This window comes from Nocardioides asiaticus, from assembly GCF_040049175.1.
In the GTDB taxonomy this organism is placed as follows: Bacteria; Actinomycetota; Actinomycetes; order Propionibacteriales; family Nocardioidaceae; genus Nocardioides; species Nocardioides cheoyonin.
Genome location: NZ_JBDZDM010000007.1, coordinates 230,877 through 256,067 on the forward strand (window position 1 = coordinate 230,877; position 25,191 = coordinate 256,067).

The window sequence follows — 25,191 nt, forward strand, 5'->3', positions numbered from 1 at the left end:
AGCGATTCCTACAACGAAACGAGGATGAGATGTCGGCCCTGCAGTCCGAAGGCCTCGCAGCCAGCGCGGTCAGCTACATCCGGGTGAGCACCAAGGAACAGGCCCACCGGGGCGGTCTGGCAGAAGGACTCTCTCTTCCAGCGCAGCGGTCCGCCATCAGGGGCAAGGCTGAGGCGATCGGCGCCAAGATCGTCAAGGAGTTCGTCGAGGCTGGCGAATCCGCCAAGACCGCCGACCGCCCCGAGCTGCAGAAGATGCTCGGCCATATCCGCGCCAACCGGATCCAGTACGTCATCGTTCACAAGCTCGACCGGCTCGCGCGCAACCGGTACGACGACGTCACCATCAACCTCGCCATCCGCGAGGCCGGCGCCCGACTCATCTCCGTTACCGAGAACGTCGACGAGACGCCCCAGGGCCAGCTGGTTCACGGGATCTTCAGTTCGGTGGCCGAGTTCTACAGCAAGAACCTCGCCCAGGAGGTCGTCAAGGGCATGGAAGAGAAGGTCCGCCAGGGTGGAACCCCGACGAGGGCACCGGTCGGCTATCTCAACGTCCGCACGGTCATCAACGGCCGGGAGGCACGCGTCATCCAACTCGACCCCGAGCGTGCCCACCACATCCGCTGGGCCTTCGAGACCTACGCAGGCGACCCCACCATGACGCTCACCCGCATAACCGAGCTCCTCGAAGCCCGCGGACTGACCATCAAGGCCACCAAGAAGCAATCCGAACGGCCGCTGCTCCGCAGCCAGGTTCACCGCATGCTCACTAACCGCTACTACGCCGGATACGTCACCTGGCGCGACGTCGAATACCCCGGCACCCACCAGCCGATCGTCGACGATGCGCTCTTCGGTGCCGTCCAGGCGCGTCTGGCCGGAAATCGGGCCGCGGGCAACCGCGAACGCAAGCACCTCCACTACCTCACCGGCAGCCTCTACTGCGGGAACTGTCACTCCCGCATGATCTACAGCCAGAGCCGTGGACGAGGTGGCGTCTATGAGTACTTCGTCTGCTCCGGACACCACACCAAGTCCAACGACTGCCGGGCGCCCTACATCGCCGTCGACCGGGTCGAAGCGGCCATCGGAGCGCTCTGGGACGCCGAGCAGAAGCCATGGCGCACCGAAGTCACCCCGAAGGTCCGCGAACGGCTCCACGAGCAACTGCGGGCGCTCCAGGAGGGTGCTCACAAGGACAGCAGCAGCCTCCAGAAGCGCATCGATAAGATCCGCCGCGATCGGTACAAGTGGGCCGAGCACGCCATGGACGGTGTCGTACCAGCCGACATCGCCCGCGAGAAGCAGGAGCAGCTCGCCCGCCAGCTTGCCGCCCTGGAAGCCGAACTCGACGCCCTCGAGCGTGCCGGGATCGATACCCGGGCCACCCTCGACGCCGTCCTCGACCTCATCACCGAGCCGTCGCCGACCTACCAGCAGCTCTGCGATGCCGACCGCCGCAGGTTCAACCAAGCCTGGTTCACCCGCATCTACATCGACACCATCCCGGATGACCCCGATGAGCCGCCCATGACCGAAGCCGAGCGCACGGTCTTCGCCGAAGCGCTCCAGGCCGCTCGCAAGCTCGCGGAGCACAGCCTCCAGGACGAAGAAACAGAACCGCCGGGCCCTCAGGAGCCCGGCGGTGTCTCTTATCTCGGCCTTGCCGATGTCAGGGGTTCCAGTGAGGAACCTTTGGTGGAGCTGAGGGGACTCGAACCCCTGACCCTCTGCATGCCATGCAGATGCGCTACCAGCTGCGCCACAGCCCCAAGCCGGATCGCTCCAGCGTGGTGTCCCCGGGATGCTCCCTCGGCAACGACGAGAACATTAGCCGACCGCCGGTGACTTCAGGAAATCGGGGCCACGCGGTTGTACGCCGCCACCCGCCACGGCGAGCTGGCGAGCACGCCGCTGCGTCCCTCGGCGAGCTCGACCCACCCGCAGTTGTCGAGCGGACCGAGCGCGGCGAGCGTCTCGGCCGACCAGCCGAGGTGGGCGGCGACGCCGAGCCGGATGGCGGCGCCGTGCGAGACGACGACGGCCGTGTCGCCCTCCTCCAGCCCGTCGACGATCTCCTCGATGCAGGCCAGCATCCGGGCCGCGACCTCGGCCTCGGACTCGCCGCCGTGCTCGGCGTACACCCACGGGCCCTCGCCGTGGCGCTCGGTCACCTCGTCGTTGGTCAGCCCCTGCAGGCGGCCGACGTGGATCTCGCGGAGCCGCTCGTCGAGGACGGGGACGAGCTGGGTCTCCTCGGCGACGTACTCCGCGGTCTGGAGCGCGCGGGAGAGGTCGGACGACCACAGCACGGCCGGCTCGTACGCCGCAAGCGCCATCGCGGCGGCCTTGGCCTGCAGGTGGCCGGTCTCGGTGAGCTCGATGTCGGTCTGCCCCTGGAACCGGCGCTCGGCGTTCCAGGAGGTCAGCCCGTGGCGGAGCAGGACGATGCGTCGCGGTCGAACGGACATGGCCACCTCAGCGCTCGTGGGAGACGACGTCGGCGGGCAGGTCGATCGTGGGGCAGTCGCGCCACAGCCGCTCGAGGGCGTAAAACTGCCGCTCCTCCTCGTGTTGGACGTGGACCACGATGTCGCCGTAGTCGAGCAGCACCCAGCGGCCCTCCTGCTGGCCCTCGCGCCGTAGCGGCTTCGCGCCCGCGCCGCGGAGCTTGTCCTCGATCTCGTCCACGATCGACTGCACCTGGCGCTCGTTGGGCGCCGAGGCGAGCAGGAACGCGTCGGTGATCGCGAGCTGGTCGCTCACGTCGAAGGCGATGATCTGGGAGGCCAGCTTGTCCGACGCCGCCCGGGCGGCGGTCACGACGAGCTGCTGGGCATGCTCGGTGGCGGTCATACCTGCGTCAATCCGTGGAGTCTGTGGGTGGGTAGAGGTCGTGCTTGCCGATGTACTGCACCACGCCGTCGGGGACGAGGTACCACACCGGTTCCCCGCGGCGGTGCCGCTCACGGCAGTCGGTCGAGGAGATCGCCAGCGCGGGGATCTCCAGCATCGTCACACGGTCGCCGGGGATCTTGGCCAGCACGTCGCCGTCCATCGTGTAGCCGGGGCGCGTACAGCCCACGAACTGGGCGTACTGGAACAGCTCCTCCGCGCCGCGCCAGGTGAAGATCTCGGCGAGCGCGTCCGCACCGGTGATGAAGAACAGCTCGGACTCCGGGAGCGCCGCAGCGAGGTCGCGCAGCGTGTCGATGGTGTACGTCGGCCCGCCGCGGTCGATGTCGACGCGGCTGACGGTGAACCTCGGGTTGGCCGCGGTGGCGATCACCGTCATCAGGTAGCGGTGCTCGGCCGGCGACACCTCGCGATGGGCCTTCTGCCACGGCGCCCCGGTGGGCACGAAGATGACCTCGTCCAGGTCGAAGAAGGACTGGACCTCGGAGGCGGCGACGAGGTGGCCGTGGTGGATGGGGTCGAAGGTGCCACCCATCACCCCGACCCGGCGCTTGCCCGTCAGTCCTTCGAGACCGGGCTCAGGAGTGCTCGCGACCACCGGCGAAGAACAGCAGGGCGAGGAGCGCACCGAGCAGGATCACGAGGGCCGCCACGCCGATGATCCAGTGGTTGACCTTCTCGGAGTGCTCGGCGGCCTCGGCGGCGATGCGCGTGACGAGTGGAGTCGACATGGGCGCGATCCTACCGGTGGGCGCCGATCACCCGCGCACCTGCCCGTCGCCGGTGACGACGTACTTGGTCGACGTCATCTCCGGCAGCCCCATCGGGCCGCGGGCGTGCAGCTTCTGGGTGCTGATCCCGATCTCGGCGCCGAACCCGAACTCGCCACCGTCGGTGAACCGCGTGCTCGCGTTGACCATGACCGCAGCGCTGTCGACGGCGGCCGTGAACCGTCGCGCCGCCGTGAGGTCCTCGGTGACGATCGCCTCGGTGTGACCGCTCGACCAGCGCCGGATGTGGGCGATGGCCGCCTCGAGGTCGGGTACGACGGCGGCGCTGATCTCGAGCGCGAGATACTCCGCCGCGTAGTCGTCGTCGGTGGCCGGCGAGACGCCGTCGAAGGCGGCGAACGCACTGTCGCCGTGGATCGCGACGCCGTGCTCCTGCAGCGCGGCGACCACCTTCGGGAGGAACTCCTCGGCGACGTGGCGGTGGACCAGGAGCGATTCGGCGCTGTTGCAGACGCTGGTGCGCTGGGTCTTGGAGTTCACCACGATGGCGAGCGCCTTCTCGAGGTCCGCCGCCCGGTCGACGTACACGTGCACGTTGCCGACGCCGGTCTCGATCACGGGGACCGTCGACTCCTCGACGACGCTGCGGATCAGCCCCGCTCCGCCGCGCGGGATGAGTACGTCGACGAGGCCGCGGGCACGCATCAGCGCCTTGACGCCGTCGTGGCCCCGGCCGGGGACGAGCTGGACCGCGTCGGCGGGCAGCCCGACCGACCCGACTGCTCCGCGGAGAGCGGCGACGATCGCCGCGTTGCTGGCGGCGATGTCGGAGGAGCCGCGCAGCAGGACCGCGTTGCCGGACTTGAGACAGATGCCGGCCGCGTCGACCGTGACGTTGGGCCGGGCCTCGTAGATCATCCCGACCACGCCGAACGGCACCCGGACCTGGCGCAGCTCGAGACCGTTGGCGAGCGTGCTGCCGCGGACGACCTCGCCGACCGGGTCGGGCAGCGCGGCCATCTCGCGCAGCGCGGTGGCGATGCCGTCGAGGCGGTCGTGGCTCAGCCGCAGCCGGTCGATGATGTTGGCCGGGCTGCCGGTGGCCTCCGCCCGGGCGACGTCCTCGGCGTTGCCGGCGAGGATCTCCGGCTCGCCTGCCAGGAGGGCATCGGCCATCGCGTGCAGCGCGGCATCCTTGACGCCCCGGGTCGCGACCGCGAGCTCGTAGCTCGCCTCGCGCGCCCGCAGCGCCACCTCTCGGACCTCGACCTCGGCACTCATGGGTCCAAGCCTAGAGCGGTCGCGCAGGCCCCGCGCGGGCGTTTCATCGGCGACCGGCCGTTGGTCAAGGTATGCAGCCGAAGGTGCACTCCCCTGGCGGAGTTCCGGTTGGGGAGTGACCACTCGCCTGCATACCTTGACGAACGGGCGCGCCGGGCCGTCAGGGTACGGCATGCGGGTCGCTGGTGCGCGCGATGGCGAGCAGGTGCTCGTGCGCTCCTGCGGCGACCGGGTTGGCGTCCTTGCGGGCCGCCAGCTCGACGAGCGCGACCAGGTCGGCCGAGCGGGCCAGCTCCAGTGCCTCTGCAGGCTCCCCGCCGCGCAGCAGCGTGTAGCCGCGCAGCACTCCGTCGGCGTACGCCGGAACGCGGTCGAAGCGCAGCAGGTTGCCGAGGTCGGTGTAGGGGCTGCCGGCATGGGCGAACTCCCAGTCGAGCAGCGCCCTCACCTCGAGCGAGTCGGGGTCGACGATGACGTTCTTGGGATTGAGGTCGCTGTGGACGAGGCACGTGCGGCCGACGGTGTCGAGCAGGTCCTGGGCGGTGGCGGCGGCCGCGCGCAGACCGTCCAGATCGGCCTCCGACCACTCCAGCCGCTCCTCGTGGGAGGCCACCCAGTCGCTCAGGTCGAGTGCGAACGGCTCCACGCGCAGCTCCGCGTCGGCGAACGTACCGGCCACCAGCTGCGGCATGCCGGCGAGCGTGCCGGCGATCCGGCCGAGCCGCTCCCCGAGCACCCCGAGGGACGCGTCGTCGAGGGTCGGCACCAGCAGATCCCCGCGTACGCCGGCGACGTACTCCGTCACGAGCAGCGGCGGCGCCCCCGTCGCGGTGTCGGCGTGCCGCAGCTCGAGCACCCGGGGCACCGGCACGAGGCCGCGTACGAGCCGGAGCAGCGCCTCCTGGATCTCCGCGGCCTGCGGGTGGTGGCGTGGGTCGGCGAAGATCCGGACGACCGTCCTCTCCCCCGCCGCCTCGGCGACGAAGGTCTCACCCGACCAGCCGCCCTCCAGCGGCTCCAGCGATGCGAACTCCACGACCGCCATCCTCCCGAAATGCGCCGCGGGACGTCATCCGGCCCTCGCGGGGAGCAGTCCCCGACCGTATGACGTCCCGCGGATCGCGAGCGCCCGCTCGTCAGCCCTTGCGCTGGTTGATCTCCTCGGTCACCGCCGGCAGGACGGTGTGGAGGTCACCCACGACACCGAAGTCGACGAGCTCGAAGATCGGGGCCTCCTCGTCCTTGTTGACCGCCACGATGGTCTTGGAGGTCTGCATCCCGGCACGGTGCTGGATCGCCCCGGAGATGCCGTTGGCCACATAGAGCTGCGGGGAGACCGTCTTGCCGGTCTGGCCCACCTGGAAGCTGTGCGGCATCCAGCCCGAGTCGACCGCGGCCCGCGAGGCTCCCACCGCGGCACCGAGCGCGTCGGCCAGCTGCTCGATCGGCTCGAAGTTGCCGCCGGTGCCGCGGCCGCCGGAGACCACGATCGCCGCCTCGGTCAGCTCCGGGCGGCCCGAGGCCTTGCGCGGCTGGGAGGCCACGATCTGGGCGGTCTTCGCCGCATCCGAGACGGTCACCGCGACCTGCTCCACGGTGCCGGCGCCGGCGGCCTCCTCCGGGGCGGCGGAGTTCGGCTTGACCGTGATGATCGGGGTGCCCTTGGTGACCTTGGCCTTGACGGTGAAGTTGCCCGCGAACACCGACTGGGTGGTGACACCGCCGTCGGCGATGTCGACGGCGTCGGTGATCAGCCCGGACTCGAGCTTGATCGCCAGCCGGCCCGCGATCTCCTTGGTCTCCGCCGACGAGGGCAGCAGGATCGCAGCCGGCCCAGACCCATCGCCCGCCTGGGCGGCGAGCTGGGCCAGCGCCTCGGCCTTCGGGGCCACCAGGTAGCCCTTGATCTCGGTGTCGTCGACGACGTAGACCTTCTCCGCGCCGTACTTCTTGACCGCCTCCGCAGCGCCGGCGGCCTGGTCGGCGGCGCCGATGAAGACCGCCGAGGGCTCACCGAGCCGCCTGGCCAGGGTGAGCAGCTCGAAGGTCGGCTTCTTGACCTGACCGCCCACGTGGTCGATGAGAACGAGTACTTCAGCCATGTCTATGTCTCCTCTTCCCGACCCGGCGCTCAGATGAACTTCTTCGACGCGAGGAACTCGGCCAGCGCCTTGGCGCCCGAGCCGTCCTCGTCCTTGACGATCTCACCGGCGGTGCGCGGCGGGCGGGCGGCGGTCTCCTCGACCTCGCTCCACGCCACCGACAGACCCACCTGCGAGGCGTCGACACCGAGGTCCGAGAGCGACCAGGTCTCCAGCGGCTTCTTCTTGGCCGCCATGATCCCCTTGAACGAGGGATAGCGGGCCTCGCCGGACTGGTCGGTCACCGACAGCACCAGCGGCATCGTCGCGCCGATCACCTCGGTCGCGGTGTCGCCGTCACGCTTGATCCGGACCTGGTTGCCCTGGGTCTCCACCACCGACGCGAGCGTGACCTGCGGCACCCCGAGCCGCTCGGCCAGCATCGCCGGGACCACGCTCATCATCGAGTCGGTGCCCGCCATCCCGCACACCACCAGATCCGGGGAGCTCCCAGAGATCGAGCCCAGCTTCTCGATCGCCTTCGCAAGCACCAGCGAGGTGGCGACAGCATCCGAGCCGGCGATCGCGTCGTCGACGACATGGACCGCCCTGTCGGCACCCATCTGCAGCGCCTTGCGTACCGCGGCCTCGGCGGGCTGGGGACCGACAGTCAGCGCCGTCACCTCGACCTCCTCACCCCCCTCAGCACCGGCGCGCTTCTCCTTGATCTGCAGCGCCTGCTCGACGGCGTACTCGTCGAGCTCGGAGAGAAGACCATCGACGTTCACCCGGTCAACGGTGTTGTCCTCCTCGAACTGCCGGTCGGCAGTGGCATCCGGGACGTACTTCACAAGCACAACAATGTTCATGGTGGTCGGCCTGGACGGCCCCTCCTGAATGGTCGTAGTTCGCCCGCCGATGTTACCCGTGAGTCACAACGAGTGGTACCGGTCCCTCGGTTGAGAATGTCACACGGTCTCGCGGGTCAGGAACGGGGGCGCACGACCCACACCAAGATGCGTCCCGCGACCAGCCAGACGAGCGCCCCGATCCCCCAGTTGAACAGCGCGTTCTTGATGTCGGCGTCCGGCGGGGAGAACTCCTTGATCCCGTTGGTCCGCGAGAACACTCCGAGGTCGGCGGTGTCCGCCAGGTCGAGGACGCCCTTGACCAGCCCGTTGTCCTGGTTGGCTTTGAGCGCGACCATCAGCGCGCCGATCGCGAGCGCCAGCGCGGCGAGCACGCAGACCAGCCAGATCAGCCGGCCGAGGTAGGTGCGCACCTTCGAGACCGTGGCCTTGGCGACCGCCGCCGCGTCGCGCGCGGTCGACGACTTCCGCTCCCCCTCCTCGCTCACGGTCATCGCCCTTCGAAGACGGCCTTGCCGGGGCCGTTCTCGATGAACGAGCGCATCCCGATGGTGCGGTCCTCGGTGGCGAAGAGCGCCGCGAACTGCTGCCGCTCGATCTCGAGCCCGGTGGCGAGGTCGACGCCGAGCCCCTTGTCGATGGACTCCTTCGCCGCCCGCAGGGCGTACGTCGCCGCGGTGCTGAACTGCCGCGCCCAGGTGACCGCCTCGGCGTAGACGTCCGGTGCGGGCGCCAGCTTGTCGACCAGGCCGATCGCGAGTGCCTCGTCGGCCTTGACGAACCGGCCGGTGAAGATGATGTCCTTCGCCTTCGACGGCCCCACGAGCCGGGACAGCCGCTGGGTGCCGCCGGCGCCGGGGATGATCCCGAGGAGGATCTCCGGCTGTCCGAGGACGGCGTCCTCGGCGGCGTACCTGACGTCGGCGCACAGCGCGAGCTCGCAGCCGCCGCCGAGGGCGTAGCCGGTCACCGCCGCGATCACCGGCTTGGGGATCTCCGCGACGGCGGTCAGCGCCGACTGGAGGGGGCCGGAGCGCTTCACCATGTCGGTGTGCGACATGTCGGCCATCTCCTTGATGTCGGCGCCGGCGGCGAAGACCCGCTCCCCGCCGTACAGGACGACCGCCTTCACGTCGTCACGCTCGGTGGCCTCCAGGGCCGCCGCGCGGATCTCCTCCTGCACCTGCACGTTGAGCGCGTTCATCTTGGGGCGGTCGAGCCGCAGGGTCGCGACGCCATCGTCGACCTCGAGGCTGATGAATTCGGCTGTCGTCATGAATCGCACCCTAGCGGGGTCTTTCGGGGAGAATGCCGCGCGTGGAACGCGGTATGTGGAGCTACCTGGGCGAGACCGCCCCGGTCTGGCCGGGTCGGAACTGGCCGCTGGGGGCGACGTGGACGCCCGAGTCGACCAACTTCGCGGTCTATGCCCCGAACGCGACGGCGATGTGGCTCTGCCTCTTCGACGACGACGCCGACGGCGTGGAGCACGAGACCCGGCACGAGCTGACCCAGCAGTCGCTCGGGATCTGGCACGGCGCGCTGCCCGACATCGAGCCCGGGCAGCGCTACGGCTTCCGCGCCGACGGGCCATGGGACCCGGCCAACGGCTACCGGTTCAACGTCGACAAGCTGCTGCTCGACCCGTACGGCCTCGCGACCTCGGGGACGATCCGCAACGAGCCGGCCCTGTTCGGCTACGACCGGGACGACCCGTGCAGGCCCGACACGGCCGACTCGGCGCCGGTCACCGGCCGCAGCGTGGTCGTCGACCCGGCGTTCGACTGGGATGGCGACACCCCGATGCGGACCCGGTGGCGCGACACGGTGATCTACGAGCTCCACGTCAAGGGCTTCACCAAGCTGCACGACCGGGTCCCCGAGCACCTCCGCGGGACGTACGCCGGCCTGGCCACGCCCCATGTCGTCGACTACCTCAAGGACCTCGGCGTGACGGCGGTCGAGCTGCTGCCGGTGCACCAGTTCTTCTCCGAGCCGCGCCTGCTAGAGAAGGGCCTGGTCAACTACTGGGGCTACAACTCGGTCTCCTACTTCGCCCCGGACGCGTCGTACTCCTCCTCCGGCGACCGCGGCCAGCAGGTCACCGAGTTCAAGGAGATGGTCAAGGCGCTGCACCGGGCGGGGATCGAGGTCATCCTCGACGTGGTCTACAACCACACCGCCGAGGCGGGACCCGACGGGCCGACGATCTCGTTCCGCGGGCTCGACGACCGCGGCTTCTACAAGCGCCGGCTGCCGCTCGACGGGCCGGGCGGGACGCAGTTCGACGACACCTACTGGGACGTCACCGGCTGCGGCAACACCGTGGACACCTGGAACGACCTCGCGCTGCGGCTCATCCTCGACTCGCTGCGCTACTGGGTCACCGACATGCACGTCGACGGCTTCCGCTTCGACCTGATGTCGGCGCTGACGCGGTCCGGCTACGACATCGACTTCCACAACGCGCTGCTCATCGCGATCGGCCAGGACCCGATCCTGCGCCACGTGAAGCTCATCGCCGAGCCGTGGGACGTCTCGATGGACGGCTACCTCGTCGGCCGGATGCCGGCTCCCTGGGTGGAGTGGAACGACCAGTACCGCGACGCGATCCGCGACTTCTGGCGCGGCCGCTCCGACGGCGTACGACACGTGGCGACCCGGCTGGCCGGGTCGAGCGACCTGTACGCCGACGACGGCCGCTCGGCCTACAACTCGGTCAACTTCGTCACCGCCCACGACGGCTTCACGCTGCGCGACCTGGTGTCCTACAACCAGAAGCACAACGAGGCGAACCTCGAGGACAACCGGGACGGCTCCGACAACAACCGCTCGTGGAACCACGGCGTCGAGGGCGAGACCGACGACGAGGCGATCGTCCGGCTCCGACGGCGGCAGGCCGCGAACCTGATGGTCACCCTCTGCCTCTCCAACGGCGTCCCCATGATCACCGCCGGCGACGAGCGCGGCCGGACCCAGCGGGGCAACAACAACGCCTACTGCCAGGACAACGAGATCTCCTGGGTCGACTGGCGGCCCGACGACGCCTGGCTGGACCTGTACGAGATCACCAAGACCGCGCTCCGGTTGCGTCGCGAGCACCCGGCGCTGCGGCAGCGGCACTGGTTCGAGGGCGCACCGACGATCGTCGGCGGCCCCAAGGACCTCGCCTGGCTGCACCCGTCGGGCCGGGAGATGACCGACGCGGACTGGGCCGACACCTCGCTCAAGTCGGTGGGGACCTTCGTCTCCGGCGCCCCGCTGCGGACGCCGGGCCCTCACGGCGAGCAGCTCGTCGACGCGTCGTTCGTGATCTGGCCCAACGCCTCCGACAAGCCCCTCACCGTCGTCCTGCCCGAGAACGAGTGGGTCACCGCCGGCACGGTGGTCCTCTCCACCGACGTCAGGCTCCCCGTCGGCACCGAGGTCAAGGCCGGCGAGCGGATGACCGTCGGGCGGCACGCCCTCGTGGTCATCCAGAGCCGCTGACATAGCCAACCGTCCGCGGGCGGCGCATCCTTGTCGGAAGGGACGCGGGCCACGATGCCGCGCGTCCCGCGGGAGCGTGGAGATGGGTGCGATCACCCGGCCGGTGACGGCAGGACCGCCGGTGGCGTACGCCGCCGTGGTGGCCGAGCACGCTCCCGCCCTGCTGCGCCTGGCCGTGATGCTGACCGGCGAGGCGGTCGACGGCGAGGAGCTGCTGCGCTCGACGCTCGGACACGCGGCCCGGCACGGCGACCGGATCGCCGCGACCACCGCACCGGGCGGGCCGGTCGGGGAGCTGCGCGCGCTGATGGTGCGCGAGCACGTGTCCTGGGCGCGTCGGCTGCGCCGCGCCGGGCAGGTGTCCGGGATCGAGCTGGTGGAGGCGACCGTGCCGCCGGCCGGCGGCGGGCTGCGCGACGAGGTGTGGCAGTGGCTCGACACCCTGTCGCCGGCGCGGCGGGCGGTGCTCGTGCTGCGCTTCCACGAGGCGCTGTCGGTCGCCGGGACCGCCGGGCTGCTCGGCTGCGACGACGGGGCCGTCCGCGAACACCTGGACCGCGCGTTCGACGCGCTGCGCGCGACGGTCGGCGGGACTGCCGCGACCGACTCGGCCGCTTCAGCCGGCACATCCTGGACCGAGGAGCAGCTCGGAGGCCTGCTGCAGCAGACGTTCGCGTCCCGGGCCGGGCTCGCCGACCCGCTCACCGCACAGCGGATCGGGGCGCAGGCGCGGCCGAGGAGGCGGTGGCCCGCGGCGGTCGCCGGTGTGGCGGTCATCATGCTGCTCGGGTCCGGGGCGGCGTACGCCGTCTCGCGGAACGGCGACGACCGCACCCCGACCCCGCTGCCCCGCCTGGTCGCCCCGGTCCCCACCGGGTCGGACGCCCGGAACCGCGCGCTGGCCGCGCGCGAGTCCGAGCGCGTGCTCGGCCTGGTCGACGTGCCCGCCGGGTCGGTCAGGCGGCCCTCCGAACCGCCGGCCGCGTGGGGCCACTACTGGCTCGCGCTCAGCGGGCACGACCCACTCCTGGGCCGGACGGCGTGGTACGTCGTGCCGATGACGCCGCTCCGGCTGGGGGTGCACCTCGCGGCCCACACGCCCGCCGGGATGGAGCAGGTCGACGACGTGAGCCACGGGCCCGACGGCTCGATGACGCTGACGTACGCCGAGCCACGCGCGCGGGAGCCGGCGGCGTACTCCCCCGTCGAGCTGCTCCTCCAGTGGCGCGCGCTCGGCGGCCGCACGCTGCTGAAAGCGTCGACGTACACCACGTCACGGTTCGTCCGGGGCGCGGAGAGCTACGTGACCGGCCGGGTCAGCACCGTCGACATCGTCCGGTCGGCGGGCACCGACAGCACCGACCGGGCGGCCGGGCCGCTACCGACGGTGCACCTGTCCGCGACCGCCGACGCCGCCGACGTCGCCGCGCTGGCCGAGGCGGTCAACGCACTGGCCGGGAGCACGACGGTGACGGGCTACCGGGAGTGCCCGGCCGGCCACGTCCGGGAGACCGACGTCGTCACCTTCCACACCGACGAGGGCGCCCTCGCCTACCGCCTGGAGCCGACGTGCTGGGGCCAGGTCCTCGTACGCCGCGACGACCGGCCGCTGTCGACCACGCTCGACCCGGGCGACCTCGACACCGTGGTCGACCGGATCGCGGCCCGGCACTGAGCCGGACGGCTCAGCAGCCGGTCTGGTCGAGGACGCAGATCAGCCCGCCGACCTTCGGCGTACCCCACCCGGTGACGTAGTCCCAGCCCGGCTTGGTGACGTAGAGGCCGTTGGTCGCCGGCAGTCCGGTCTCGGTGTCGGTCGAGGTGACATCGAAGTACGACTGGTCCTCGTCCGTCTTCCCGGCGGAGTACAGGCCGTAGTTCGCGAAGCCCAGCCCGCCCGACGGAGCCTCCGTCTGGACGTCGGCCCACAGCCCCTGCATCAGGGGAGCGGAGAGCGACGTACCTCCGCCGCCGGCCTCGGTGTAGCTGCCCTCCATCACGATGTCGTAGCCGTTGCCGACGACGTCGCCGGACTGCGCGGCCACGTCGGCGATCCCGCGGCAGGTGACCGACGGGTCGGTGACGCAGGGCAGGTCGACGCCCGACACGCCCTGCTGGTAGTCGGGCGCTGGAGTGAACAGCGTCGAGCCGCCGCCCCCGAACGCCCAGCCGTACTCGCGCGAGCGGTTGCCCTCGCCGTCGGTGTAGAGGACGGTCCCGCCGACGGCCGTGACGTACGGCAGCGAGGCCGGCGAGTTCGTCACCGGCAGGCCCTGGTTGACGAGGCCGTTGCCCGCCCCGATCACGGGTAGCGCCACCACCGGGCAGGAGGAACCGGTGTCACCGGTGGACACGAAGATCGACTTGCCCTCCGCGGCTGCCTGGCGGGTGATCTGGTCGAGGGTGGCATCCATGTTGTTGCCGAGCCCGACGAGCGGGACGTCGGCGAGGGCCGAGGAGAGATACGGGATCGTCTCGCACTCGCCGTACGACGCGGAGGCCTGCAGCGGGCCGTCGGGGTCGTCGGTGAACTCGCTGAACACCGAGGCGACGTCCGCGTCGGACAGGTCGGTGCCGAAGTAGAGAGTGAGGTCGTCGACGTCCGGGGCCATCCCCGTGGAGGCCTGGGTGTCGATGTTCCACTCCGCCCGGCCGGAGTCGTCGCTGAAGTCGGTGTCGCCCTCGGGATGCTTGACCGTGACCGGCACCTGGGGGAGGCCGAACTTGTCCTCGAACTGCCGCAGGTCGCTCACCACATCGTCGGTCGCGCCCTCGCCGAAGACCGCGACGCCCTGGCCGGTGCCGGTGGCGGTGTCGGGGCGCTCGTAGACCGACCAGAGGTCCTGCGGCGTCGTACCGCCGGTGCAGCCCACCACCGGCAGGCAGTCACCTTGGGCGTGGTGAAGCTTCGAGGGCAGGCTGAACTGCTGCAGCGTGTTGAGGCCGACCACGTTGCTGATCCCGAGCGAGGCCGGGTACGTCGGAGCGGCGGTGTTGGCGAGGAAGCGCTTGCCGCCGTAGGAGTAGGAGCGGATCGAGGTCCCGAAGAGGGACTCGACCTGCGCCGCCGTGCCGTGGATGCCGAAGACGTCGCCCGCTGCTGACACCGAGTCGACCGTGAGGCCGCCGGAGGAGAGGAAGTCGCGTACGGCGTCGCGCTGCTCCGCCGGGACGCCGAACCGCTCCCGGAACTGCGCCGGGGTGAGGAAGTGCCGGTAGTCGGGGCTGGAGGGGTCGTGGACGGCCGACACGAACGCCTTCTCGGCCGCGGTATCGGGTCGCTGGACCGTCACCACGAGATGCATCCGCGTCGAGGCGGGGACGGCGCCGAGGTCGGTGGCCCGAGCGAGGCCGGGCAGGACGTTGCGGGTCGAGGCGAGTGCCGGCCGCTCGGTCGCCGGGGCGCTCGCGTGGGTGGCCGGCGCGGACGAGATCGTCAGCGCGGCGGCGACGAGGGCACCGGCGGCGGCCGGCGGGAGCAGGGCAGAGCGTCGGAGCACGATGCCACCTTCCGGGAGTGGACCCGACCACTTCGGGCCCTATCCATCGAACGACGCTGCAGCGCGCAGGTGACGGTCGATGGCGACTCGACCTCGCCAGCGGTGACGACTCGACCGACCGGAGCCGGGGACTCGACCGACCGGAGCCGGCGACTCGGCGGTCAGGCGACGGCGACGACCCCGAGCTCGGCGATGGAGGCGAGGTGGCTGTTGCGGGGGACGACGCGGACCGTGTAGCCGAAGGGGCCGGAGCGGGCGAGGGTGACGGAGCCGGCGAAGCAGTACCGTCCGCCGTCGTAGGTCTCGACGACGGTGAGCGGCGTGGAGGCGGTGCGGACGAGCTCGTCCTCGGCGGAGGTGCGGCCGTGGACGAGCTGTACCTCGACGTCGTCGGGCGTGAGGTCGCCGAGGGCGACGTACGCGCGGACGGCGAGGGTGTCGCCGACCTGGGGGACGTCGCCGATGCCCTCGCCCTCGACGTGCTCGACGCGTACGCCGGGCCAGGCCGCCAGGACCCGCTTCTTCCAGGCGGCCAGCTCCACGGCGCCGCGGTAGTCGGGGTCGAGGGAGCGCGCCTTCGCGGCGGCCGGGGCGTAGAGCCGGGTGACGTAGTCACCGACCATCCGGGTGGCGAGCACCTTCGGCCCGAGGGACTTCAGGGTGTGGCGCATCATCTCGAGCCACCTGAGCGGCACGCCCTCCCCGTCCGTGTCGTAGAAGCGCGGAGCCACCTCGTGCTCGATGAGGTCGTAGAGCGCCGCCGCCTCGAGCTCGTCGCGGGCGTCGGGGTCGTCGTAGCCGTCGGCCGACGGGATGGCCCAGCCGTTGTCGCCGTCGTACCACTCGTCCCACCAGCCGTCGAGGATCGACAGGTTCAGGCCGCCGTTGAGCGCCGCCTTCATCCCCGACGTGCCGCACGCCTCGTAGGGCCGCAGCGGATTGTTCAGCCAGACGTCGCAGCCCGGGTAGAGCGGCTGCGCCATCGCGATGTCGTAGTTCGGCAGGAAGACGATCCGGTGCCGCACCTCGGGGTCGTCGGCGAAGCGGACCATGTCCTGGATGAGCTTCTTGCCGCCGTCGTCGGCCGGGTGCGCCTTCCCCGCGATCACGAGCTGGATCGGCCGCTCGGGATGGAGCAGCAGGGACTTGAGCCGCTCGGGGTCCTTGAGCATGAGCGTGAGCCGCTTGTACGACGGCACCCGCCGCGCGAACCCGATCGTCAGCACGTCCGGGTCGAGCGCGTCGTCGATCCAGCCGAGCTCCGCGGGCGAGAGCCCGCGCTTGAGGTAGGACGCCCGCAGCCGCCGCCGCGCGTCCTGGACGAGCCGGTCGCGCAGGGCCCGCTTCGCCGCCCAGATCTGGCCGCCGGGGACCTTGTCGACGGCGGCCCAGAAGCTGTCCGGGTCGCTCTCGTCGGCGCCCTCCTGCTCGGCGAGCGCATAGACCTCGCGGGCGACCCAGGTCGGCGCGTGGACGCCGTTGGTGATCGACCCGATGGGCACCTCGGCCTCGTCGAAGGCCGGCCACAGCCCGTTGAACATCTCCCGGCTGACGTGGCCGTGCAGCAGCGAGACGCCGTTGGCGCGCTGCGCGAGCCGGAATCCCATCACCGCCATGTTGAAGACGTTGGGGTCGCCGCCGTCGTACGTCTCGGCACCGAGGGCGAGGACCCGGTCGACGGGTACGCCGGGGGCCGCGCCGGCCTCCCCCGAGCTGCCGCCGAAGTACTGCTCCACCAGCGTGCGTGGGAAGCGGTCGATCCCGGCGGGGACCGGCGTGTGGGTGGTGAAGATCGTGGAGGCGCGGGTGACCTCGAGCGCGCTGTCGAGGTCCAGCTTCGGTCCGTCATCGGCCGCGGTGAGCTCGCGGATCCGCTCGATGCCGAGGAATCCGGCGTGGCCCTCGTTGGTGTGGAAGACCTCCGGCGCCGGGGCGCCGGTGATCCGGGAGTACGTGCGTAGGGCGCGCATGCCGCCGACGCCGAGGAGCAGCTCCTGGCGCAGGCGGTGCTCCGAGTTGCCGCCGTAGAGCCGGTCCGTCACGTCGATGTAGTGGTCGGGGTTGCCCTCCACGTCGGTGTCGAGCATGAGCAGCGGCACCCGGCCGACGGAGGCCACCCAGATCCGGGCCACGAGCGGCGGCCCGCCGGGCAGGGCGATCGAGATGGTGGCCCGCGACCCGTCGGCCTCACGCAGCGCGGAGATCGGCAGCTCGTCGGGGTCAAGCACGGGGTAGCTCTCCTGCTGCCAGCCGCCGCGGGACAGGGACTGGCTGAAGTAGCCGTGCTTGTAGAGCAGGCCGACGCCGACGACCGGGACACCGAGGTCGCTGGCCGCCTTGAGGTGGTCGCCGGCGAGGATGCCGAGACCGCCGGAGTACTGCGGCAGGGCCGCGGCGACGCCGAACTCGGGCGAGAAGTAGCCGATGGCGCGGGGTCCGTCGGGCACCGACCGCTGGTACCACCGGTCCTCGGTCAGGTAGCGCTGCAGGTCGTCCTCGACCTCGGCGAGGCGGCGCAGGAACCGCTCGTCGGTCGAGAGCCGGTCGAGGCGGCCGCGGTCGGCCTCGCCGAGGAGCCGCACCGGGTCGTGGCCGGTGGCCTCCCAGAGGTCGCCGTCGATCTCGGCGAACACGTCCTGGCTCGGCGGGTGCCAGGCCCAGCGGAGGTTGCCCGCGAGCGTGCTGAGCGCGTGCAGCGGCTCCGGCAGGACCGGTCGGACGGTGAAGCGTCGGATGGCGCGCATGGTCGAGACGCTAGCGAGATCTTGGATCGTTCGTAAGCCGGAGCCGCCTGCCCGCATGGCGGACTCGCGATCTGGATAAGTTGGTCCCCATGGTCGGACGCATCCCCGTCATGGACGTGCACCCGGTCGTCGACAGCGGCCGCCTCCCTGCGAAGGCGACGCTCGGCGAGCCGTTCCCGGTGAGGGCGACGGTGTTCCGTGAGGGCCACGACCGGCTCGGTGCGGAGGTGGTGGCGACCGGCCCCGACGGCGTACGCCGGCCGCCGCTGCGGATGGTGCAGGTCGCTCCGGGGACCGACCGGTACGAGGCCTGGGTGGTGCCCGACCTCGAGGGGCCGTGGACGTTCGAGGTCGACGCCTGGTCGGACCCGCTCGGCACCTGGCTGCACGACGGGCCGATCAAGATCCGGGCCGGCGTGGACGTGGAGCTGATGTTCACCGAGGCCCGGCTGCTCCTGGAGCGCGTCCTGAAGGGGAACGGCACCCACTCCTACACCGAGCCGACGGCGCAGGAGACCGCGACGCTCCAGGCCGGGATCGAGGCGGCCGAGGACACCGGCCGCCCGCCCGAGGCCAGGCTCGCGGTGCTCGAGTCGCCCGAGCTGGTGGAGGTGCTGCACGCCCACCCCCTGCGAGAGCTCGTCACCGTCGAGGGCCCGTTCCCGGCGTACGCCGACCGACCGCGGGCGCTGTTCAGCAGCTGGTATGAGTTCTTCCCCAGGTCCGAGGGCGCGACCCCGGACCCCGAGACCGGCAGGCTCCGCTCCGGGACGTTCCGTACGGCGGCCGAGCGGCTCGACGCCGTCGCGGGGATGGGCTTCGACGTGGTCTACCTGCCGCCGATCCACCCGATCGGCGAGGTCAACCGCAAGGGCCCCAACAACACCCTCGACCCGCAGCCCGGCGACCCGGGGTCGCCGTGGGCGATCGGGTCGCGCTACGGCGGCCACGACGCCATCCACCCCGACCTCGGCACCTTCGAGGACTTCGACGCCTTCGTCGCGAGGGCGCGCGGCCTCGGGCTCGAGGTCGCGCTCGACCTCGCCCTCCAGGCAGCCCCCGACCACCCATGGGTGCAGACGCATCCGGAGTTCTTCACCACCCGCGCCGACGGGACGATCGCGTACGCCGAGAACCCGCCGAAGAAGTACCAGGACATCTACCCGATCAACTTCGACAACGACCCGTCCGGCATCGCGCAGGAGGTCCTGCGGATCGTCCGGCTGTGGATGTCCCACGGCGTACGCATCTTCCGCGTCGACAACCCGCACACCAAGCCGCTCGGTTTCTGGGAGTGGCTGCTCGCGCAGGTCCGCGCGACCGACCCCGACGTCGTCTTCCTCTCCGAGGCGTTCACCCGGCCGGCGATGATGCACGGGCTCGGCGCAGTGGGCTTCCAGCAGTCCTACACGTACTTCACCTGGCGCAACGAGAAGACCGAGATCGAGGACTACCTCGTCGAGGTGTCGCACGAGTCCGACCACCTGATGCGGCCGAACTTCTTCGTCAACACCCCCGACATCCTGCACGCCTTCCTGCAGTACGGCGGCCCCGCGGCGTTCAAGCTGCGCGCCGTGCTCGCGGCGACGGGCTCCCCCAGCTGGGGGGTCTACTCCGGCTACGAGCTGTTCGAGCACGTCGCCGTACGACCGGGCAGCGAGGAGTACCTCGACTCGGAGAAGTACCAGATCAGGCCGCGCGACTGGGCCGCCGCGGAGCGGGAGGGCCGCTCGCTGGCGCCGTACCTCACCCGGCTCAACCAGGTCCGCCGCGACCACCCGGCACTGCAGCGGCTGCGCAACCTCACGGTCCACGAGACGCTCGACGACCACATCATCTGCTACTCGAAGACCACGGCGCCGCCGGCGTACGACGACGGCGTCCCCCCGGTCAGCACGACGGATCCGCTCGACACGGTCATCGTCGTCGTCAACCTCGACCCGCACGCGACCAGGGAGACGATGGTCCGCCTCGACCCGGTCGCGCTCGGCCTGCCGCCCGGCACCGAGTCGTACGCCGTCCACGACGAGATCACCGGCGCCGACTGGACGTGGGGCAGCGAGAACTACGTCAGGCTCGACCCCGGCGACGAACCCGCCCACGTGCTCACCGTCAGGAGGACCAGTTGACCGAGCAGACCGTCACCGTCGAGCCGGCCAGCGACGACAGCAGCTTCGAGGACTCTCCGGAGGTCGCCGCAGAGTGGTTCAAGACGGCCGTCTTCTACGAGGTCCTGGTCAGGTCGTTCAAGGACTCCAACGGCGACGGCACCGGCGACTTCAAGGGCCTCACCGAGAAGCTGGACTACCTCCAGTGGCTGGGCGTCGACTGCCTCTGGCTGCCGCCGTTCTTCCCCAGCCCGCTGCGCGACGGCGGGTACGACGTCGCCGACTACACCGGGGTGCTGCCGCTGGTCGGCTCGGTCGACGACTTCCGTGAGTTCCTCGACGCCGCCCACGAGCGCGGCATCAAGGTGATCATCGACTTCGTCATGAACCACACCAGCGACCAGCACCCGTGGTTCCAGGCCTCCCGCTCCGACCCGGACGGGCCGTACGGCGACTTCTACGTCTGGTCCGACAACGACGAGCTCTACCAGGAGGCGAGGATCATCTTCGTCGACACCGAGCCGTCGAACTGGACCTGGGACCCGGTCCGGCAGCAGTACTTCTGGCACCGCTTCTTCTCCCACCAGCCGGACCTCAACTTCGACAACCCGAAGGTCCACGACGCGATGCTCGAGGCGATGACCTTCTGGCTCGACATGGGCCTCGACGGGTTCCGGCTCGACGCCGTGCCCTACCTCTACGAGCGGCCCGGCACCAACGGCGAGAACCTCCCGGAGACCCACGACTTCCTCAGGAAGGTCAGGAAGTTCGTCGACGACAACTACCCCGGCCGGGTCCTGCTCGCCGAGGCCAACCAGTGGCCGGCCGACGTCGTCGACTACTTCGGCGACTTCTCCGTGGGTGGCGACGAGTGCCACATGTGCTTCCACTTCCCGGTGATGCCGCGCATCTTCATGGCCGTACGCCGGGAGAGCCGCTTCCCGGTCTCGGAGATCCTCGAGCAGACCCCGCCGATCCCGAGCGGCTGCCAGTGGGGCATCTTCCTGCGCAACCACGACGAGCTGACCCTCGAGATGGTCACCGACGAGGACCGCGACTACATGTGGAACGAGTACGCCAAGGACCCGCGGATGAAGGCCAACATCGGCATCCGCCGGCGACTCGCGCCGCTGCTCGACAACGACGTCAACCAGATGGAGCTCTTCACCGCCCTGCTGCTGTCGCTGCCCGGCTCGCCGGTGCTCTACTACGGCGACGAGATCGGCATGGGCGACAACATCTGGCTGGGTGACCGCGACGGCGTACGCACCCCGATGCAGTGGTCCGGGGACCGCAACGCCGGGTTCTCCACCGCCAACCCCGGCAAGCTCGACCGGCCGCTGGTGATGGACCCGGTCTACGGCTACCAGGCGGTCAACGTCGAGGCGCAGCTGGAGGACACGTCCTCGCTGCTCCAGTGGACCCGCCGGATGATCCACGCCCGCAAGCAGCACCCCGCGTTCGGGCTCGGCAGCTTCCACGACCTCGGCGGGTCCAACCCGTCGGTGCTGTCGTACTCGCGCGAGCACACCTTCCCGGACGGCTCGACCGAGATCATGGTCTGCGTCAACAACCTCTCCCGGTTCCCGCAGCCGGTGGAGCTCGACCTGCGGAGGTTCGAGGGCATGGTGCCGGTGGAGGTGATCGGCCGGGTGCCGTTCCCACGGATCGGCGAGCTGTCGTATCTCCTGACGCTCGGTGGGTACGGGTTCTACTGGTTCCGGCTCACCCAGCCGGTCGACGCCGGGCTCGGCGAGGAGGGAGCGCTGCTGTGACGACCACCCCTGGCGGCCCGAGCGGCGGCACGACCCACCTCGACCGCGACCTGTTCCACGACTACCTGCTGCGGACCCGCTGGTTCGGCGGCAAGGGTCGCACCTTCGAGGTCACCGACATCATCGCCATCGGCGAGGTCCCCGGCCGGGTCGAGACCAGTCCCCACGTGGTCATCTACCTGGTCGAGGTGACGTACGCCGAGGGAGCGGCCACGATCGACAAGGAGCTCTACCAGGTCCCGCTGTCGTTCTACGAGCACCCCGAGGGACGGCTCGACCACGCGTTCATCGGCTGGTGGGAGGACCCGGCGTACGGCTGGGTGCACGCGTACGACGCCCTCCACGACCGCGAGGCGATGGCGTGCTGGCTGCGCTCGTTCGCCCGAGCGGCCGACGGACAGATCGACCCCGAGTCGGTGCTCGCCTTCCACCGGCTGCCGGGCCACGACCTCGACCTCGAGGCCCACTCCACGCTCTTCTCCGGCGAGCAGTCGAACTCCTCGGTGGCGTTCGGCGAGGACTCGCTGATGAAGGTGTTCCGCAAGGTGACGCCGGGGGTCAACCCCGACATCCAGATCCACGAGGTGCTCACCAACGCCGGCTCAGAGCACGTCGCGCCGCTCTACGGCTGGCTCGACGTCGTCCTCCCGGACACCTCCGTGGAGGGCGGGGCGACCATGCAGCTCGCGATGCTGCAGGCGTTTCTACGGACCGCCAGCGACGGCTGGGACCTCGCCCTCGCCAGCGTTCGGACGCTCTTCGCCGAGCCCGAGCAGCACGCGACCGACTCGGGCGGCGACTTCGCCGGTGAGTCGAGCCGGCTCGGCGAGGCGCTCGCCGAGGTCCACAAGGCCCTCGCCGACCACTTCCCAGTCGAGACGCTCGGCGCGGAGGCGACCTCCGCGCTCGCCGCGAGCATGACCGAGCGGCTCGACCGGGCGCTCGCCGTCGTGCCGCAGCTCGCCGAGCATGCCGAGGGCCTGCGGTCGACGTACGCCCGGGTCGCGGAGCTCGGAGAGCTCACCGTCCAGACCATCCACGGCGACCTCCACCTCGGCCAGACGCTGCGGACGTCGATGGGTTGGAAGATCGTCGACTTCGAGGGCGAGCCCGCCAAGCCGCTCGCCGAGCGGCTCCGGCCGGACTCCCGCTGGCGCGACGTCGCCGGGATGCTGCGATCGTTCGACTACGCCCCCAACGCCGTCATCCACCAGATGACGTCCGGCGAGGAGACCGAGCAGCTCCGGCTGCGGGCCGTCGAGTGGGCCAACCGCAACCGCAACTTCTTCGTGGTCGCGTACGCCGGCGGCGAACTCACCCCCGACCAGCGGGTGCTCCTCGACGCGTACGTCGCCGACAAAGCGGTCTACGAGTGCGTCTACGAGTCGCGCAACCGCCCGGCCTGGCTGGAGATCCCCCTCGCCGCGATCGCCCGCATTGGAGCGTCATGACCATCCCCCTCCGCCCCCTCGAGGTCCCCGTCGACGAGCTCGACCTGCTCGCGAGCGGCCGGCACGGCAGCCCGCACTCCGTCCTCGGCCCCCATCCCGGCGACGGCTGCGTCACGGTGCGCGTGCTCAAGCCGCTCGCCAGGACGGTCGAGGTGCGCTACACCGACCCGGTGACGGGCGAGACGACCGACGTCGAGCTCGCCCACGAGCACGAGGGCATCTGGGTCGGCGTGCTCCCCGTCGAGGAGGTCCCCGACTACCGCGTCCGGGTGACGTACGACGGGCACACCATCGCGCTCGACGACCCGTACCGCTTCCTGCCGACCCTCGGCGAGCTCGACCTGCACCTCGTGAACGAGGGCCGCCACGAGCGGCTCTGGGACGTGCTCGGCGCCCACGTGCACCACTACGAGGGCATCGGGGCGCCGCCGGTCACCGGGACGGCGTTCGCCGTGTGGGCGCCGCATGCCAAGGGTGTCCGGGTGAAGGCCGACTTCAACCACTGGGACGGCCGCGAGCACCCGATGCGCCAGCTCGGCACCTCGGGCGTGTGGGAGCTGTTCGTGCCCGACGTCGGCTCCGGGACGCAGTACAAGTTCGTCGTCCTCGGCGCCGACGCCCAGTGGCGCGAGAAGGCCGACCCCATGGCCGCGTTCGCCGAGGTGCCGCCGCAGACCTCCTCGGTCGTCTTCGAGTCGACCTACACCTGGGGCGACGGAGAGTGGATGACGGAGCGGGCCACCAAGCAGCCGGTGTCGGAGCCGATGTCGGTCTACGAGCTCCACCTCGGCTCCTGGCGCCGCGGCCGCAGCTACCGGCAGCTGGCCGAGGAGCTGGTCCCCTACCTCGCCGATCTCGGCTTCACCCACGTCGAGATGATGCCGGTGATGCAGCACCCGTACGGCGGGTCGTGGGGCTACCACGTCACGTCGTACTTCGCCACCGACTCCCGCTACGGCGACCCCGACGACTTCCGCGCCCTCGTCGACGCGCTCCACCAGGCGGGCATCGGCGTCATCCTCGACTGGGTGCCGGGCCACTTCGCCACCGACGCGTGGGCGCTGGCCCGCTTCGACGGCACGCCGCTCTACGAGGACCCGAACCCGCAGCGCGGCTGGCACAAGGAGTGGGGCTCCCACATCTTCAACTTCGGCCGGCGCGAGGTCAGGAACTTCCTCGTCGCCAACGCGATCTACTGGCTCGAGGAGTTCCACGCTGACGGGCTGCGCGTCGACGGCGTCGCCTCGATGCTCTACCTCGACTACGCCCGCGGGCCCGGCGAGTGGACGCCCAACGTCCACGGCGGCCGGGAGAACCTCGAGGCCGTCCAGTTCCTGCAGGAGATGAACGCCACCGTCTACAAGCGGGTCCCGGGCATCGTCACCGTCGCCGAGGAGTCCACCTCGTGGCCCGGGGTCACCAGGCCGACGGCGTACGACGGGCTGGGCTTCGGCTTCAAGTGGAACATGGGCTGGATGCACGACACCCTCGGCTACCTCCGGTACGACCCGGTGCACCGCTCGTGGCACCACCACGACATGACCTTCGCGCTGACCTACGCCTGGTCGGAGAACTACGTCCTCCCGCTCTCCCACGACGAGGTCGTCCACGGCAAGGGCTCGCTGATCCGCAAGATGCCGGGCGACCGGTGGCAGCAGCTCGCCAACCTGCGCGCGTACCTCGCCTACATGTGGGCGCACCCGGGCAAGCAGCTGCTCTTCATGGGCGGCGAGTTCGCCCAGGACGCCGAGTGGGCCGAGTCGCGCGAGCTGGAGTGGTGGCTGCTGGAGAACCCGGACCACCGCGGCGTCCACGACCTCGTCCGCGACCTCAACCGCGCGTACGCCGCCACCCCGGCGCTGTGGTCCCTCGACGGCGACCCCGCAGGGTTCAGCTGGATCGACGCCGACGACGCGAACCACAACGTCTACTCGTTCATCCGTCGCGGCAGCGAGGGACCCGACCTGGTCTGCGTCTCGAACTTCTCGGCGGTCCCGCACGAGAGCTTCCCGCTCGGCCTGCCGTCGGCCGGTGTCTGGGACGAGGTCGTCAACACCGACGCCGAGGTCTACACCGGCTCCGGGGTCGGCAACTACGGCGCCCTCACCGCCGTCGAGGGCGGCGTCTCCGGCCAGCCCGCCCAGGCCACCGTCATCCTGCCCCCGCTCGCCACCATCTGGTTCCGCAAGCGCGAGGGTTGAGTCGCCAGTTGTGGCCCGTCGAGTCGCCAGTTGTGGCCTGTCG

At 70.7% G+C, this 25,191-nt stretch carries 18 protein-coding genes, 1 tRNA gene and 1 pseudogene; 7 read left to right on the forward strand and 13 right to left on the reverse strand.

Annotated features, from left to right (window positions below):
* Positions 1-29: 29 nt before the first annotated feature.
* Positions 30-1,031 (forward strand): annotated as a pseudogene (locus ABLE53_RS24880) (recombinase family protein); the annotation flags it as partial.
* A gap of 667 nt (positions 1,032-1,698) precedes the next feature.
* Here ABLE53_RS24880 and ABLE53_RS22865 read toward each other — a convergent pair.
* The 11 genes from ABLE53_RS22865 to ABLE53_RS22915 form a co-directional block, all read right to left on the reverse strand.
* Positions 1,699-1,774 (reverse strand) — tRNA-Ala (locus ABLE53_RS22865).
* Positions 1,775-1,852: 78 nt separating this feature from the next.
* Positions 1,853-2,473 (reverse strand): histidine phosphatase family protein, encoded by a 621-nt coding sequence (locus ABLE53_RS22870; protein WP_348861471.1) that lies wholly within the window; start codon positions 2,471-2,473, stop codon positions 1,853-1,855.
* A gap of 7 nt (positions 2,474-2,480) precedes the next feature.
* A complete protein-coding gene (gene rsfS, locus ABLE53_RS22875; RefSeq protein WP_348861472.1) occupies positions 2,481-2,858 on the reverse strand; it encodes a ribosome silencing factor in 378 nt (125 codons plus the stop codon).
* 7 nt (positions 2,859-2,865) lie between these two features.
* A complete protein-coding gene (nadD, locus tag ABLE53_RS22880) occupies positions 2,866-3,480 on the reverse strand; it encodes a nicotinate-nucleotide adenylyltransferase (RefSeq protein WP_425474910.1) in 615 nt (204 codons plus the stop codon).
* A gap of 16 nt (positions 3,481-3,496) precedes the next feature.
* Positions 3,497-3,649 (reverse strand): hypothetical protein, encoded by a 153-nt coding sequence (locus ABLE53_RS22885; protein ID WP_348861474.1) that lies wholly within the window; start codon positions 3,647-3,649, stop codon positions 3,497-3,499.
* A 27-nt stretch (positions 3,650-3,676) separates the two neighbouring features.
* Positions 3,677-4,930: a glutamate-5-semialdehyde dehydrogenase gene (locus ABLE53_RS22890; RefSeq protein WP_348861475.1), complete on the reverse strand. Its 1,254-nt coding sequence runs from the start codon at positions 4,928-4,930 to the stop codon at positions 3,677-3,679.
* 160 nt (positions 4,931-5,090) lie between these two features.
* Positions 5,091-5,966, reverse strand: a complete 876-nt coding sequence (locus ABLE53_RS22895) for a phosphotransferase family protein (protein WP_425474906.1) — start codon at positions 5,964-5,966, stop codon at positions 5,091-5,093.
* Between the two features lie 100 nt (positions 5,967-6,066).
* Entirely contained in the window at positions 6,067-7,032 is a 966-nt protein-coding gene (locus ABLE53_RS22900; protein ID WP_348861477.1) for an electron transfer flavoprotein subunit alpha/FixB family protein, read from the reverse strand.
* A gap of 29 nt (positions 7,033-7,061) precedes the next feature.
* Positions 7,062-7,880 (reverse strand): electron transfer flavoprotein subunit beta/FixA family protein, encoded by an 819-nt coding sequence (locus ABLE53_RS22905; protein WP_348861478.1) that lies wholly within the window; start codon positions 7,878-7,880, stop codon positions 7,062-7,064.
* A 116-nt stretch (positions 7,881-7,996) separates the two neighbouring features.
* Positions 7,997-8,368, reverse strand: a complete 372-nt coding sequence (locus ABLE53_RS22910; protein WP_348861479.1) for a hypothetical protein — start codon at positions 8,366-8,368, stop codon at positions 7,997-7,999.
* Positions 8,369-8,370: 2 nt separating this feature from the next.
* On the reverse strand, positions 8,371-9,156 hold the full coding sequence (locus ABLE53_RS22915) for an enoyl-CoA hydratase/isomerase family protein (RefSeq protein WP_348861480.1): 786 nt from the start codon (positions 9,154-9,156) through the stop codon (positions 8,371-8,373).
* Positions 9,157-9,209: 53 nt separating this feature from the next.
* Here ABLE53_RS22915 and glgX point away from each other — a divergent pair, with 53 nt between their 5' ends.
* Together glgX and ABLE53_RS22925 are read left to right on the forward strand one after the other, a co-directional pair.
* Positions 9,210-11,369, forward strand: a complete 2,160-nt coding sequence (gene glgX, locus ABLE53_RS22920) for a glycogen debranching protein GlgX (RefSeq protein WP_348861481.1) — start codon at positions 9,210-9,212, stop codon at positions 11,367-11,369.
* 82 nt (positions 11,370-11,451) lie between these two features.
* Entirely contained in the window at positions 11,452-13,044 is a 1,593-nt protein-coding gene (locus tag ABLE53_RS22925; RefSeq protein ID WP_348861482.1) for a sigma factor-like helix-turn-helix DNA-binding protein, read from the forward strand.
* Positions 13,045-13,054: 10 nt separating this feature from the next.
* Here ABLE53_RS22925 and ABLE53_RS22930 read toward each other — a convergent pair whose 3' ends face one another.
* Together ABLE53_RS22930 and glgP are read right to left on the reverse strand one after the other, a co-directional pair.
* Positions 13,055-14,869, reverse strand: coding sequence for a S53 family peptidase (locus ABLE53_RS22930; RefSeq protein ID WP_348861483.1), 1,815 nt, complete (start codon positions 14,867-14,869; stop codon positions 13,055-13,057).
* 161 nt (positions 14,870-15,030) lie between these two features.
* Complete coding sequence (gene glgP, locus ABLE53_RS22935; RefSeq protein ID WP_348861484.1) at positions 15,031-17,613, reverse strand: alpha-glucan family phosphorylase; 2,583 nt, start codon at positions 17,611-17,613, stop codon at positions 15,031-15,033.
* An 89-nt stretch (positions 17,614-17,702) separates the two neighbouring features.
* Here glgP and ABLE53_RS22940 point away from each other — a divergent pair, with 89 nt between their 5' ends.
* Genes ABLE53_RS22940 through glgB form a run of 4 tightly spaced genes read left to right on the forward strand, consistent with a single transcriptional unit; the run spans position 17,703 to position 25,148 of the window.
* A complete protein-coding gene (locus ABLE53_RS22940; RefSeq protein ID WP_348861486.1) occupies positions 17,703-19,742 on the forward strand; it encodes an alpha-1,4-glucan--maltose-1-phosphate maltosyltransferase in 2,040 nt (679 codons plus the stop codon).
* A complete protein-coding gene (gene treS, locus ABLE53_RS22945) occupies positions 19,739-21,496 on the forward strand; it encodes a maltose alpha-D-glucosyltransferase (protein ID WP_348861487.1) in 1,758 nt (585 codons plus the stop codon). Before ABLE53_RS22940 ends, treS begins: the two co-directional genes overlap by 4 nt.
* Positions 21,493-22,947 (forward strand): maltokinase N-terminal cap-like domain-containing protein, encoded by a 1,455-nt coding sequence (locus tag ABLE53_RS22950; protein WP_348861488.1) that lies wholly within the window; start codon positions 21,493-21,495, stop codon positions 22,945-22,947. Before treS ends, ABLE53_RS22950 begins: the two co-directional genes overlap by 4 nt.
* On the forward strand, positions 22,944-25,148 hold the full coding sequence (glgB, locus tag ABLE53_RS22955; RefSeq protein ID WP_348861490.1) for a 1,4-alpha-glucan branching protein GlgB: 2,205 nt from the start codon (positions 22,944-22,946) through the stop codon (positions 25,146-25,148). Before ABLE53_RS22950 ends, glgB begins: the two co-directional genes overlap by 4 nt.
* Positions 25,149-25,191 lie beyond the last annotated feature (43 nt).